Source organism: Rhizobium sp. WYCCWR10014, assembly GCF_001657485.1.
Taxonomy (GTDB): domain Bacteria; phylum Pseudomonadota; class Alphaproteobacteria; order Rhizobiales; family Rhizobiaceae; genus Rhizobium.
The window spans coordinates 130,313-143,225 of record NZ_LXFU01000048.1 but is presented as its reverse complement, the minus strand read 5'-3'; the positions used below and the strand labels follow the sequence as shown (position 1 = coordinate 143,225).

Here is a 12,913-nt window from a genome sequence, read left to right as displayed (position 1 = left end):
CTTCGGTCAATCAGGAAAGCCCGGCTCTTGAGCCGGGCTTTTTGTATTTGGACGAATGGCCTATTGTGCCAGTTGACCAATTTCGTGAGGTTATCGGCAGGTGACGAGAAAAGCTCGAATTGTTGTGGGGATATTGCCGAGATGCAGGAGCGGGGCATGCCCTTGCCCTTCGGCAGCATGAAGGATCAAGCCCGAATGCCGCCGTGCCATTTCGCCGGCGGTTTCCTGTGAAAGCAGCGACGTATTTTCACCGCGGATCAGCATGAGCGGCAACCGGCTCAGGCTTTCGAATTGCTCCCAGAGATCAGGCAACGGCTGGCTGAAATCGATCGATTTCAGTGCCTCCGCGATCGCCGGGTCGAAATCGGCGACCGGCCTTCCGCTGATATCGCGATAAAGGGCAAGCGCCATCTCGCGCCAGTCTTCCTCTGCAAGCGCGGTAAACGACGCGCCATGATTTTCCTTCAATAGGTCGGTTGCCTCGTTCCAGTCCGCCGGCTTCCTGCTGCTGTTGAGGTAATCGCGGATCCGCGCCAGACCCTCAGCCTCGAGCACAGGCCCGATATCGTTGAGGATGACGGCTTCGAGAAGATCCGGCCGTGTCGCTGCGATCAGGTGCAGGATCAGCCCGCCCCGCGACGTGCCGATGAAGATCGCCCGCTCGATGCCGAGTACTGCGCAGGCGGCAAGGACGTCGCCGGCCTCGATGGCGAGATTGTAGTTCGCCTTGTTCTCATCCCATGCCGAGTTTCCCCGCCCGCGCAAATCGAGCGCAATCACCCTGCGAGGCATTGTTGTGTCCCGGGAGAGAAGCAGCGCAAGCGGATGAAAATCCCGTGTATTGCGGGTCAGGCCGGGCAGGCAGATCACCGGCAGCCGTCCGGCGGTTGCCGCCTGGCCGGGTTGGTAGTCGCGGACATAAAGCCTCAACCCATCAGAAGAAGTGTAAAATCGTTCCTGGAAACCGCCTGCATCCGTATCCGGCATCGCATTCCTCGAGACCTGTTTGATCCCGAAGATGTAGCTTGCTTTTCAAGCTGCGCCAAATGGCTTCAGGAGGCGCTGCGTCCGCCGATCAGGTCGCGCTCGATATCGGTGGGTTGGCCGAGACGGGCTTTATAAACCTCGTAATTCTCCATCACCCGCTGCACGTAGTTGCGCGTTTCAGGGAAGGGGATGCGCTCGATCCAGTCGACGATCTCGTCGATCGGCCTGCCGCGCGGATCGCCGTAGCGGCCGATCCATTCCGGCACCCGCTTCGGCCCGGCATTATAGGCAATGAAGGTGAGGATATAGGAGCCGCCGAAGGCGTCGATCTGCTCGCCGAGATAATGGGCACCGAGTGTCGCGTTATAGCCGGCATCGGCCGTCAGCTTGTCCTTGGAAAAGGCGATGTTGTGGCGCTTGGCCACCGCCTGGGCTGTTCCCGGCAGAAGCTGCAGCAGGCCGCGCGCGTTTGCCGCCGATACGGCGGCCGGGTTGAAGGCGCTTTCCTGCCGCGCGATGGCATAGGCAAGCGCCTTGCCGGAGCCCGTTATATTGGCGTTCGCCGGGATTACGCCGACCGGAAAGGCAAGCGCTGCGACATCGATGCCGCGTCCATAGGCGATCTTGCCGATCTGCAGCGAGAGATGATGATCGCCGGATTGCTCGGCCCGTGCCGCAAGGACAGCCAATTCACCGGGGCTTTGCAGTTGATCGGCGAGCGCGAGATAGAGAATGGCGGCCCGCCATCCATGGCCAGCGGCCTCCAGCCGGGCGATCGCCTGCACGGCTTCGCGTGCCTGGAAGCGCTGCCGGTCGGCCGTGCTCGGTGCGGGATAGGTGACATTCAGCGTCTTTCGCCCCAGTCTTTCGGCCGCGAGTTGTCCATAGAAGGTGCCGGGAAAATTCGCGGCCTTCGCATAGAATTCGCTGGATTTGCCGGGGCCTCCGGCCTCCGCTGCTCGTCCCAGCCAATACCAGGCGCGTGAAACCGAGATCGGTCCGTTCGATGTCTGGAGAATCTTGCGGAAATGTCTTTCCGCCGTTGCCGGATCCTGGAGGCCGCGAAGCGCGTACCATCCGGCATGGAATTCAGCCTCGACGATATCCGTCGGGCTCGTTGCGGCGTAGTTTGCGACGATGCGATAGGCAGGTTTGAACTGTCCCTGGTCGACGAGACCACGGCTGATGATGCGCTGCTCGTTCCACCATTCGCCGGAATTGACGAGTTCGCTACGCTCGGGCGGCATCTGCTCCAGAAGCACAGCCGCTTCGGCATATTTGTCTTGCTTGCGCAGATATTCGATCCGCGCAAACAGCAGGCCGGCATCGCTGCGCCATTTCGCATCGACGGCGTTGAGCAAGGCGCCGGCATTGCCGGCTTTGGCGTCGACGGCAGCCCAGGCCGTGTAGAGCGACTGCGCCTGGCCCATGTCTCCGAAGCGCTTGGCCTGCGCCACCCGGCCGCGATACATCAGATAGTCCATCCGCGCCTTATGGTCGGCAGGCGTCAACAGCGCGGAAAACTCGATGAGGATCTTGTCCTCGGTCGCCTTGTCGAGAGCCTCTCCGCGCCAGACCTTGCGGATATATTTTGCCGCCTGCACCTGCTTGCCTGACGCAACCAGCGCCCGGCCGAGGATGACGGCGCCCTGCATCGTCTCGGGTGCGGTATCGCCGAAGGCGGCGAGCACGGCGGAAGGGGCGGGATTTTCGTCATAGATCGCGCGTTCGGAATAGGCGCGCAGCCGCGAAAGACCCGGCCAGCTCTTGAGCTCTTGCGCGGCGCTGGCGATTTCATAAGAAGGAACACCCTTCAATCCGGAAACGGCGATCGCCCAGGTGAGGATATGGCGGTCGAGCGTCCCGTCGCCCATGCTGTCGCGGATCGAAAGCGCCAGCTGCGGGTTCTTGTCGGAAAGCGCGTCGAGGCCGGCTTTCAGGTCGCCGTTGACGGGCGCGATGGCCGGATTGCGCGGAATGGCGCCTGTTGTGATTGATTCCGGTATGGCTGTCTCGGGAATGAAGCCGAGCGGCTTGACGGCAGGCATGGGGGTGCTTTCGCCGGGAAGCGGCGACGCAACACTGCTCCACGCGGCGGCAATGAAGCCGAAGGCGGACAGAATCAGGACAGCTTTCTTCATCCGGGATCTCGCAACGAAAACACGCCCTGCCATTTGGCTAGAGGCATCTTAACGAAACCTTACCGTACCAGGTAAAATTCATTCACATCTGCTATCGGAATTTGCCCTAAACCGAACTCTGCGCGCTTGTCGCGATGATTTCGGCGCTCTATGGTGCGCAACTCATATTCATGGAATGCGGCCGAAGCAAGGATTTGGTCGTGAGGAGCTTTGCATGTTCAATGGGTCCATTCCCGCCCTCGTCACCCCCTTCACGGATGCCGGACTGATCGACGAAGACAGCTTCGCCGCTCATGTCGACTGGCAGATCAAGGAAGGCAGCGGCGGTCTCGTTCCGGTCGGCACGACCGGCGAATCCCCGACGCTGTCGCATGCCGAGCACAAACGGGTGGTGGAACTCTGCATCGAGGTTGCCGCAAAACGCGTTCCCGTCATGGCCGGCGCCGGCTCGAACAATACGCGTGAAGCGATCGAGCTTGCCCAGCATGCGGAGAAGGTCGGTGCAAACGCCGTTCTGGTCGTCACTCCCTATTACAACAAGCCGACGCAGAAGGGTTTGATCGCGCATTTTTCGGCGATCGCCGAGGCCGTCGATCTGCCGATCTATATCTACAACATCCCCGGTCGTTCGGTGGTCGACATGACACCGGAAACGATGGGTGCGCTCGCCAAGGCGCATAGGAATATTGTCGGCGTCAAGGATGCGACGGGCAAGATCGAGCGCGTCTCCGAACAGCGTATCACCTGCGGCACGGATTTCAGGCAATTATCCGGCGAGGATGCGACGGCGCTCGGCTTCAATGCCCATGGCGGCGTCGGCTGTATTTCGGTAACGGCCAATGTCGCCCCGCGCCTCTGCGCCGATTTCCAGGCGGCAACGCTGGCAGGCGACTATGCCCGCGCCCTGGAATATCAGGATCGGCTGATGCCGCTGCACAAGGCGATCTTCCTTGAGCCGGGTCTTTGCGGCGCCAAATACGGGCTCTCCAAACTTGGCCGGATGAGCCGCAACGTCCGCTCGCCGCTGCTTTCGACGCTGGAGCCGGCAACGGAATCGGCGATCGACGCGGCGATGCGCCATGCAGGCCTGCTGAACTGACGAGACCGGCCGTCTTCACAAGACCGGGTCTCTCCCTTACATAAAGGGCAAGAAATGAGGGCGCGGCTTTTCGCGCTCTAGATCCGGATGATTTTAGGCCTGACTGGCCTGAAATCTGAATCCGGATCTACATCAAAGAAATAGAGCATGATGGCACCCGAAAACCGCTCACACTTTTCGGCATCATGCTCGGAAGCAATTGGAATATCGTCATGGCCCCCAAAGGCAGCCAGCGCGTGGTGAACAAGGTCGTGGCCGAAAACCGCAAGGCCCGCTTCAACTACGAGATCATCGATACTTACGAGGCCGGCATCGTGCTGATGGGCACGGAGGTCAAGTCGCTGCGCGAAGGCAAGGCCAATATCGCCGAATCCTACGCCTCGGATGAGGGCGGCGAGATCTGGCTGATCAATTCCTACCTGCCGGAATATCTGCAGGCCAACCGTTTCAATCACGAACCGCGCCGACGCCGCAAGCTGCTGCTGTCGGGCCGTGAAATCCATCGCCTGCGCTCTGCCATCAACCGCGAAGGCATGACGCTGATTCCGCTGAAGATCTATTTCAACGATCGCGGTCGGGCAAAGATGGAACTGGCGCTCGCCAAGGGTAAGAAATTGCATGATAAGCGCGAATCCGAGAAGGAGCGCGATTGGAACCGGCAGAAGAGCCGCCTGCTGAAGGCTCATGGTTGACCACGCTGGGGCCGATCACACTGCAATCGGCCGCTGTCGCGTCTCGTCCGTGTAAAGGCGTGGCCACGCGAGGAGCTAGCCGCCGCGCCCCTGCATAATTCAAAGTGTTACAGCGAGAGATCAGTCTTCGAAATCGCTGGCCGGGGCGACTTCGGCCGGGCGTGGCGCCCGCTCGGAAGGATCGCGACCGATTTCAGCCTTCAGAGACAAGAGATCGATGAAATGATCGGCCTGACGGCGCAGGTCATCGGCGATCATCGGCGGCTGGGTCGCCATGGTCGAGATCACCGAGACCTTGCGGCCTCTGCGCTGCAATGCCTCGACCAGGTTCGTGAAATCGCCGTCGCCCGAGAAGATGACGAGATGATCGACCGTTTCGGACTGTTCCATGGCGTCGATGGCAAGCTCGATGTCCATGTTGCCCTTGATCTTTCGACGGCCCATGGAATCTGTGAATTCCTTGGCGGGCTTGGTGACGACTTTGTAGCCGTTGTAGTCGAGCCAGTCGATCAGCGGCCGGATCGACGAATATTCCTGATCTTCGATAAGAGCGGTATAATAATAAGCGCGCAGCAGATATCCGCGTTTCTGGAATGCTTTCAAGAGCTTGCGGTAATCAATGTCAAAGCCGAGGCTCTTGGATGCAGCGTAGAGATTGGCGCCGTCAATGAAGAGTGCAATTTTTTCGCGTGGGTCAAACATCGCTTACCAATCCAATGAGAGCAATCGAAATCCGTATGGGACAAACTTCAATAAAAACAATAGCTTGTGTTTCGATTTCAATCTGGTCCTTACTTTATGAATTATTCATATATGAAAGATTTAGGGCACGATTCGACATATTCCAAGCAACCTTCGGTGGAATTATGACATTCTCCATGGAAATCTAGCTCAGCCGCGGATAAAGACGAGGGGAGCCGGAATGAAAAACTTGTATTTGCCCGGTTTTAATTGTATCGGGCGTGTTAATCCCGAAATGACGACCGTAAAGGACAGGCAATGGCCCGTGTCACAGTTGAAGATTGCATCGACAAGGTGGAGAACCGCTTCGAGCTGGTTCTGCTCGCCAGCCACCGCGCCCGGCTGATTTCCCAGGGTGCCTCGATCACCATCGATCGCGACAACGATAAGAATCCTGTGGTGGCTCTGCGCGAAATTGCCGACGAGACGCTTTCGCCCGATGACCTCAAGGAAGATCTGATCCATTCGCTGCAGAAGCATGTCGAAGTCGACGAGCCCGAGCCCGATCCGGCAAGCATGATCGCCGCCGGCGGTGTCGCCGCAGCCGACAGCGAAGAGCAGGACGACGTGCCGGAGACGATCACTTTCGACCAGATGTCGGAAGAAGAGCTGCTTGCCGGCATCGAAGGCCTCGTGCCGCCGGAAAAGAGCGACGACTACTAAGGGCGTCTGCCGGATTCCCGGTGGCATTGATGCGATCCCCCGGTCGCATTGTTGCGATCCCCCGGTCGCATGCGATCCGGAAAAAAGCTGCATGCGATGCAAAAGAGCGACGATTACCAATCCTCAATCTTGCACCTTTATTGCTTAGGCATATTATTGCCCATGTGTGCGCCAATCGTTGATTGGCGCGCTTTTATTTTTATCGGAGTGGCTTTGGAATGATGCGGCAGTACGAGCTCGTGGAGCGGGTTCAGCAATACAAGCCCGATGCCAATGAAGCACTGCTGAACAAAGCCTATGTTTACGCCATGCAGAAGCATGGCCAGCAAAAGCGCGCGAGCGGCGATCCCTATATTTCTCATCCGCTCGAGGTCGCCGCTATTCTCACCGACATGCACCTCGATGAATCGACGATCGCGGTCGCCCTTCTGCACGATACGATCGAGGATACGACGGCGACACGCGCCGAGATCGACGAACTCTTCGGCGAGGATATCGGCCGCCTGGTCGAGGGTCTGACCAAGATCAAGAAGCTCGATCTCGTCACCAAGAAGGCCAAGCAGGCGGAAAACCTGCGCAAGCTGCTGCTCGCCATTTCCGACGATGTGCGCGTGCTGCTCGTCAAGCTTGCCGATCGCCTGCACAATATGCGTACCCTCGATCACATGTCGGCCGACAAGCGTGCCCGCATTTCCGAGGAGACGATGGAAATCTATGCGCCGCTCGCCGGCCGCATGGGCATGCAGGACATGCGCGAGGAACTCGAGGAGCTCTCCTTCCGCCATATGAACCCGGAAGCCTACGAGACCGTCACCAAAAGGCTGGAAGAGCTTTCGAAGCGCAACGAAGGCATCGTCAAGAAGATCGAGGCCGAACTGCGCGACCTTCTGGTCGCAAGCGGCCTGACGAGCGCCTATGTCAAGGGCCGGCAGAAGAAGCCCTATTCGGTCTTCCGCAAGATGCAGTCGAAGTCGCTTTCCTTCGAACAGCTTTCCGATGTCTACGGCTTCCGCCTGATCGTCGAGGACATCCCGTCCTGTTACCGGGCGCTCGGCATCGTCCACACGCGCTGGCGCGTCGTGCCTGGTCGCTTCAAAGACTATATCTCGACGCCGAAGCAGAACGACTACCGTTCGCTGCACACCACCATCGTTGGCCCCTCCAGCCAGCGCATCGAACTGCAGATCCGCACCAAGCGCATGCACGAAATCGCCGAATTCGGCATCGCCGCCCACACGCTCTATAAGGACGGCGCCACCAATGCCGATGGCGACATCCTTTCTCGCGAATCCAATGCCTATTCCTGGCTGCGTCATACGATCGAGGCCCTGGCCGAGGGCGACAGCCCGGAAGAATTCCTCGAACACACCAAGCTCGAGCTCTTCCAGGACCAGGTCTTCTGCTTCACGCCGAAGGGCAAGCTGATCGCCCTGCCGCGCGGCGCCACCCCAATCGATTTCGCCTATGCGGTGCACACCAATATCGGCGACACCACGGTGGGCGCCAAGATCAACGGCCGCATCATGCCGCTGGTGACGCGGCTTGCAAATGGCGACGAGGTCGAGATCATCCGCTCCGGCGTGCAGGTTCCGCCCGCCGCCTGGGAGGAGATCGTCGTGACCGGCAAGGCGCGCGCCGCCATCCGCCGCGCCACCCGCATGGCGATCCGCAAGCAATATGCCGGCCTCGGCCACCGCATTCTCGAGCGCACCTTCAACAGGGCCGGCAAGATCTTCTCGCGCGAGGCGATGAAGCCGGCGCTGCACCGTCTCGGCCAGAAGGATGTCGAGGATGCGATCGCCGCCGTCGGCCGCGGCGAGATGTCCTCGCTCGACGTGCTGCGCGCCGTCTATCCCGATCATCAGGACGAGCGCGTCACCGTGAAACCATCAGGCGATGACGGCTGGTTCAACGTCCGCAGCGCCGCCGGCATGATCTTCAAGATCCCTGGCAAGACCAAGGCAGGGCACGAGGGCGGCCATTCGGAAATCGACGCCGATGCCGATATCGGGCCGATCCGCGGCCTGTCCGGCAATGTCGACGTCAAGTTCGCGCCGACCGGCGCCGTGCCCGGCGATCGTATCGTCGGCATCATGGACCAGGGCAACGGCATCACCATCTATCCGATCCAGTCGCCGAGCCTGCAGCGCTTCGACGATCAGCCCGACCGTTGGATCGACGTGCGCTGGGACCTCGACGAAGCCAACAAGTCGCGTTTCATGGCGCGCATCATGGTGAATGGGTTGAATGAACCTGGCACGCTTGCCAAGGTCGCCCAGACGGTCGCGGGCCTGGACGTCAATATCCGCTTGCTGAACACGGTGCGGGTCGCGGCCGATTTCACCGAAATGATGCTCGAGGTCGAGGTCTGGGACCTGCGTCAGCTCAACCAGCTGCTCGCCCAGATGAAGGAGCTGGATTGCATCGCGACGGTCCGGCGCCTCTACGTGTAAGCTTTTGTTAAGCCACCCCAAAGGCTTGGCCGAAAAATTGCACATTTTATAATCGGAACAGCGCATCAAAGGGGCAAGCGATGCGTCGAGCGCATGGCTGGCTCCATGTTGCGGCGGTGGTAATTAACCTTTGCCGGGCCTATCTTCTGGTCATCGAAACGTAAACAGAAGATGAGACAAGATAATGTTTGACCCTATCAAGAAATTCGCTCGCGCCTTTCGGGCTCCGACCACGCAGGAACGTGAAATGGCATATTTGAATGGCTCGCTCGATCGTATCGATCTCGAGTTTCGTCAGCGCCAGGTCGACCGCGGTCTGTTCCGCAATCGCTGAGACTGGACTTTATACTTGAGGTGAGTGAGGGACGTTATGCATAACGGACGCCCCTCGGCATGAAGACGCTCCTCTTCGCAGCGAGAACTGACGGGCGGTTTTTCGAGCGGTATCATTTACCGCTCTTGTCATGGTGGTGTGCGCTGCACTAAATACCGGCCATGTTGTTTCGCCGTCGCAAGCCTGCGGGATTCAAGGAAAAAATGCGGGAGCTTTTATGGCCTCGCAAGGGTTTCCTTCGCCCGATCCGTTACCTGACAATGCGCGTCCTGCGCCTCAGCGCTTCGCCGCATGCGGTTGCCGCCGGCGTTGCTGCGGGTGTCTTCGTCTCGTGGACGCCGTTCATCGGCGTGCATTTCGTCATGGCTTTCGTCATCACCTATTTCCTCTCCGGCAGCATGGTGGCCGCCGCCCTCGGTTGCGCCGCCTTCGGCAATCCGCTGACCTATCCCTTCATCTGGGGCATCACCTGGGAAATCGGGCATCTGCTGTTGAGCCGCGAGGATCAACTGCCCGGTCAGACGGTGGATCTCGCCGCCCTTTTCCACAAGCTGAACTTCACTGAGTTATGGAAGCCGGTGCTGGAGCCGATGCTGATCGGCGCCATTCCGCCGGCGGCCGTCACCTCCGTTGCGCTCTATGCGCTGACATTCTACACCGTGAAGGGTTTTCAGACGCGCCGCCATATACGGCTGATGGAACGGGCGCGCCTGCGTCTTGCCGTTCCGGCCGGCGACATGCCGAGCATATGAACCCGATCAACAATTCTTAAGCGACGGAAGGTTCCGGCATGATCATCGGCATTGGCAGCGATCTGATCGACATTCGCCGTATCGAGAAATCCATCGAGCGCTTCGGCGAGCGCTTCACCCATCGCTGCTTTACCGAGATCGAGCGCGCGCGCTCCGACCGCCGGGCAAACCGTGCCGAATCTTATGCCAAGCGTTTCGCCGCCAAGGAGGCCTGTTCCAAGGCGCTCGGCACCGGCATAGCGCAGGGCGTCTTCTGGAAGGACATGGGCGTCGTCAACCTGCCGAGCGGCAAACCGACCATGGTTTTATCAGGCGCTGCCGCCCTGATCCTCGAATCCCTGCTGCCCGCGGGCCACCGGCCCGCCATTCATTTGACAATAACCGATGATTATCCCTTGGCGCAGGCCTTCGTCATTATCGAGGCGTTGCCCGAGAGCCTCTGATCGTGACCTCGGGAGCGTTGATCGCGACCTCGGGAGTTGTTGATCGCGACCTCTCGTCGCTTTTGATGTTGTCGCCATTGCCGCAACCGGCCGAAGCCGCTAGAGAGAACGACAGAAAGAATTGCGCCGCCGCGGCGTCTTGAAGGAATAAGACTGCGTGTCCGAAAAAGTCGAAACCAAGCCGAACGCCCTCTGGGAAAATATCAAAGTCATCATCCAGGCGCTGATTTTGGCGATGGTGATCCGAACGGTGCTGTTCCAGCCCTTTACCATTCCGTCCGGTTCGATGATGCCGACGCTGCTTGTCGGCGACTACATCTTCGTCAACAAGTTCGCTTACGGCTATTCGAAATATTCGCTGCCCTTCTCGCCTGATGTGTTCAGCGGCCGCCTGTTCGGCTCCGATCCGAAGCGGGGCGACATCGTCGTCTTCCGCTTCCCGCCAAACCCCGAGATCGACTACATTAAGCGCTGCATCGGCCTGCCGGGCGACCATATTCAGGTTACCGACGGCGTGCTCTACGTCAACGGCAAGCCGGTTCCGAAGGTGGCGGACGGGGCATTCACTTCGGATTACAAGCTCGACCCGGGCGAGGACGTGCCGGTGTTCCGCGAAACGCTCGACGACGGCAAGTCCTACGACACGCTAGATCAGTCTCCGGTGTCGCGTGGTGATAACACCCGCGAATTCATCGTGCCGGAAGGCCATTATTTCATGATGGGCGACAATCGCGATAACTCGCTCGACAGCCGCTTCGACGTCGGCTTCGTGCCTGCCGAAAATCTTGTCGGGCGTGCCAGCGTCATCTTCTTCTCGCTCGGCAACGACACCTCCTTCCGCGAAATCTGGAAGTGGCCGACGAACATGCGTTGGGACCGCCTCTTCAAGGTTGTTGAATGAGTAAGGCGCAGACGCTTTCTGCGGCGGACCGCGCAAAGCTTGAAGGCCTGATCGGTCACGACTTCGCTGAAAAGGAACGCCTGGATCGCGCGCTGACCCATGCCAGCGCCCGCACTGAAAAGGGCGGCAATTACGAACGGCTGGAATTCCTCGGCGACAGGGTCCTCGGGCTCTGCATCGCCGAGCTTCTGTTCCGCACCTTCGGCACGGCAGGAGAAGGCGAGCTCTCGGTTCGCCTCAATCAGCTCGTCAGCACCGAAACCTGTGCTGCGGTCGCCGACGAACTCAATCTTCACCTCTATATCCGCACCGGCGCCGATGTGAAGAAACTGACCGGCAAGCGCATGATGAATGTGCGCGCCGATGTCGTCGAAAGCCTGATCGCCGCGATCTATCTCGACGGCGGCCTCGAAGTCGCCCGCCGGTTCATTCTGCGTTACTGGCAGGGCAGGGCGGTCCGGGCCGATGGCGCCAAGCGCGACGCCAAGACCGAGCTGCAGGAATGGTCGCACGCGAAATTCGGCGTCACGCCGATCTACCGGGTTGATGAACGCAGCGGACCGGATCATGATCCGCGCTTCAGGGTGACGGTGGAAGTTGCTGGCATTAAGCCGGAAACCGGCGTAGAGCGGTCGAAGCGTGCCGCCGAACAGGTGGCGGCAACGAAGATGCTCGAGCGCGAAGGCATTTGGCAGCAATCGCCTGCCGGAAACTGACGGGACAATGACACAAGAAGAAGAGATCGCGGCCGAAGCTGCCGCAGAAACCAATGGTCCGACGCATTCGGGCTTCGTCGCGCTGATCGGGCCGACCAATGCCGGCAAGTCGACGCTGGTCAACCGCCTCGTCGGCGCCAAGGTCTCGATCGTCAGCCATAAGGTGCAGACGACGCGGGCCATCGTCCGCGGCATCGCGATCCACGACAATGCCCAGATCGTCTTCATGGATACGCCTGGTATCTTCAAGCCGCGCCGCCGGCTTGATCGCGCCATGGTGACCTCGGCCTGGGGCGGTGCGCGGGATGCCGATCTTATCGTGCTGCTGATCGATAGCGAACGCGGTCTGCGCGGCGACGCCGAAGCCATCCTCGAAGGCCTCAAGGAAGTCCGGCAGCCGAAGATCCTGCTGCTCAACAAGATCGACCGCGTCAACCGCGAGGATCTGCTGGCGCTTGCCGCTGCCGCCAACGAGAAGATCGCTTTCGAGCGCACCTTCATGATCTCCGCCGAAAACGGCTCCGGCTGCGACGACCTCATGGACTATCTGGCGAAAACGCTCCCGGAGGGGCCGTGGTACTATCCGGAAGACCAGATCTCCGATCTGCCGATGCGCCAGCTCGCTGCCGAGATCACCCGCGAGAAGCTGTTTCTGCGCCTGCACCAGGAGCTTCCCTACGCCTCGCATGTCGAAACGGAGAAGTGGGAAGAGCGCAAGGACGGCTCGGTGCGGATCGAGCAGGTGATCTATCTCGAGCGCGATAGCCAGAAGAAGATCGCGCTCGGCAAGGGTGGTGAAACCATCAAGGCGATCTCGACTGCTTCCCGCAAGGAATTGTCGGAGATCCTCGAACAGCCGGTCCATCTCTTCCTGTTCGTCAAGGTTCGCGAGAATTGGGGCGATGATCCCGAGCGGTTCCGCGAAATGGGTCTCGATTTCCCCAAATAAGCATGGCAAGGATTTCGTCGGGTTGGCGCCAGCCCTTTGTTT

Annotated in this window: 13 protein-coding genes; 10 read left to right on the top strand and 3 right to left on the bottom strand. The window is 59.8% G+C overall.

Features of this window, described 5'->3' with window-relative positions:
• Positions 1-90: 90 nt before the first annotated feature.
• Together A6U98_RS26710 and A6U98_RS26705 are read right to left on the bottom strand one after the other, a co-directional pair.
• On the bottom strand, positions 91-987 hold the full coding sequence (locus A6U98_RS26710; protein ID WP_064653992.1) for an alpha/beta hydrolase: 897 nt from the start codon (positions 985-987) through the stop codon (positions 91-93).
• A 65-nt stretch (positions 988-1,052) separates the two neighbouring features.
• Positions 1,053-3,128, bottom strand: a complete 2,076-nt coding sequence (locus tag A6U98_RS26705; protein WP_064653991.1) for a lytic transglycosylase domain-containing protein — start codon at positions 3,126-3,128, stop codon at positions 1,053-1,055.
• A 214-nt stretch (positions 3,129-3,342) separates the two neighbouring features.
• Here A6U98_RS26705 and dapA point away from each other — a divergent pair, with 214 nt between their 5' ends.
• Positions 3,343-4,227 carry a 4-hydroxy-tetrahydrodipicolinate synthase gene (gene dapA, locus A6U98_RS26700; protein WP_064653990.1) on the top strand — a complete coding sequence of 295 codons (885 nt, stop codon included), beginning with the start codon at positions 3,343-3,345 and terminating at the stop codon, positions 4,225-4,227.
• Positions 4,228-4,439: 212 nt separating this feature from the next.
• Positions 4,440-4,919: an SsrA-binding protein SmpB gene (gene smpB, locus A6U98_RS26695; protein ID WP_003546925.1), complete on the top strand. Its 480-nt coding sequence runs from the start codon at positions 4,440-4,442 to the stop codon at positions 4,917-4,919.
• A gap of 120 nt (positions 4,920-5,039) precedes the next feature.
• Here smpB and A6U98_RS26690 read toward each other — a convergent pair whose 3' ends face one another.
• Complete coding sequence (locus A6U98_RS26690; RefSeq protein ID WP_003546927.1) at positions 5,040-5,621, bottom strand: NYN domain-containing protein; 582 nt, start codon at positions 5,619-5,621, stop codon at positions 5,040-5,042.
• 297 nt (positions 5,622-5,918) lie between these two features.
• Here A6U98_RS26690 and rpoZ point away from each other — a divergent pair, with 297 nt between their 5' ends.
• From rpoZ to era, 8 genes are all read left to right on the top strand, one after another.
• Complete coding sequence (gene rpoZ / locus A6U98_RS26685; protein WP_003558080.1) at positions 5,919-6,323, top strand: DNA-directed RNA polymerase subunit omega; 405 nt, start codon at positions 5,919-5,921, stop codon at positions 6,321-6,323.
• A 218-nt stretch (positions 6,324-6,541) separates the two neighbouring features.
• Positions 6,542-8,776 (top strand): bifunctional (p)ppGpp synthetase/guanosine-3',5'-bis(diphosphate) 3'-pyrophosphohydrolase, encoded by a 2,235-nt coding sequence (locus tag A6U98_RS26680; RefSeq protein ID WP_064653989.1) that lies wholly within the window; start codon positions 6,542-6,544, stop codon positions 8,774-8,776.
• A 184-nt stretch (positions 8,777-8,960) separates the two neighbouring features.
• Positions 8,961-9,110, top strand: coding sequence for a DUF3563 family protein (locus tag A6U98_RS26675; RefSeq protein ID WP_003558084.1), 150 nt, complete (start codon positions 8,961-8,963; stop codon positions 9,108-9,110).
• A 161-nt stretch (positions 9,111-9,271) separates the two neighbouring features.
• Positions 9,272-9,862: a DUF2062 domain-containing protein gene (locus A6U98_RS26670; RefSeq protein ID WP_064653988.1), complete on the top strand. Its 591-nt coding sequence runs from the start codon at positions 9,272-9,274 to the stop codon at positions 9,860-9,862.
• A gap of 38 nt (positions 9,863-9,900) precedes the next feature.
• The gene (gene acpS / locus A6U98_RS26665) at positions 9,901-10,305 is read left to right on the top strand and encodes a holo-ACP synthase (protein WP_018241398.1); all 405 of its coding nucleotides are present in this window, start codon (positions 9,901-9,903) and stop codon (positions 10,303-10,305) included.
• A 157-nt stretch (positions 10,306-10,462) separates the two neighbouring features.
• Positions 10,463-11,206 carry a signal peptidase I gene (lepB, locus tag A6U98_RS26660; RefSeq protein WP_064653987.1) on the top strand — a complete coding sequence of 248 codons (744 nt, stop codon included), beginning with the start codon at positions 10,463-10,465 and terminating at the stop codon, positions 11,204-11,206.
• Complete coding sequence (gene rnc / locus A6U98_RS26655) at positions 11,203-11,922, top strand: ribonuclease III (protein ID WP_064653986.1); 720 nt, start codon at positions 11,203-11,205, stop codon at positions 11,920-11,922. The genes lepB and rnc overlap by 4 nt, the downstream gene beginning before the upstream one ends.
• Before the next feature lie 7 nt (positions 11,923-11,929).
• Positions 11,930-12,871 carry a GTPase Era gene (gene era / locus A6U98_RS26650; RefSeq protein ID WP_064653985.1) on the top strand — a complete coding sequence of 314 codons (942 nt, stop codon included), beginning with the start codon at positions 11,930-11,932 and terminating at the stop codon, positions 12,869-12,871.
• The last annotated feature ends 42 nt before the right edge of the window (positions 12,872-12,913 follow it).

Coding starts and splice junctions, on each gene's coding strand:
- A6U98_RS26710 (WP_064653992.1), bottom strand. CDS start 987: ATGCCGGATACGGATGCAGGCGGTTTCCAGGAACGATTTTACACTTCT.
- A6U98_RS26705 (WP_064653991.1), bottom strand. CDS start 3,128: ATGAAGAAAGCTGTCCTGATTCTGTCCGCCTTCGGCTTCATTGCCGCC.
- dapA (WP_064653990.1), top strand. CDS start 3,343: ATGTTCAATGGGTCCATTCCCGCCCTCGTCACCCCCTTCACGGATGCC.
- smpB (WP_003546925.1), top strand. CDS start 4,440: ATGGCCCCCAAAGGCAGCCAGCGCGTGGTGAACAAGGTCGTGGCCGAA.
- A6U98_RS26690 (WP_003546927.1), bottom strand. CDS start 5,621: ATGTTTGACCCACGCGAAAAAATTGCACTCTTCATTGACGGCGCCAAT.
- rpoZ (WP_003558080.1), top strand. CDS start 5,919: ATGGCCCGTGTCACAGTTGAAGATTGCATCGACAAGGTGGAGAACCGC.
- A6U98_RS26680 (WP_064653989.1), top strand. CDS start 6,542: ATGATGCGGCAGTACGAGCTCGTGGAGCGGGTTCAGCAATACAAGCCC.
- A6U98_RS26675 (WP_003558084.1), top strand. CDS start 8,961: ATGTTTGACCCTATCAAGAAATTCGCTCGCGCCTTTCGGGCTCCGACC.
- A6U98_RS26670 (WP_064653988.1), top strand. CDS start 9,272: ATGTTGTTTCGCCGTCGCAAGCCTGCGGGATTCAAGGAAAAAATGCGG.
- acpS (WP_018241398.1), top strand. CDS start 9,901: ATGATCATCGGCATTGGCAGCGATCTGATCGACATTCGCCGTATCGAG.
- rnc (WP_064653986.1), top strand. CDS start 11,203: ATGAGTAAGGCGCAGACGCTTTCTGCGGCGGACCGCGCAAAGCTTGAA.
- era (WP_064653985.1), top strand. CDS start 11,930: ATGACACAAGAAGAAGAGATCGCGGCCGAAGCTGCCGCAGAAACCAAT.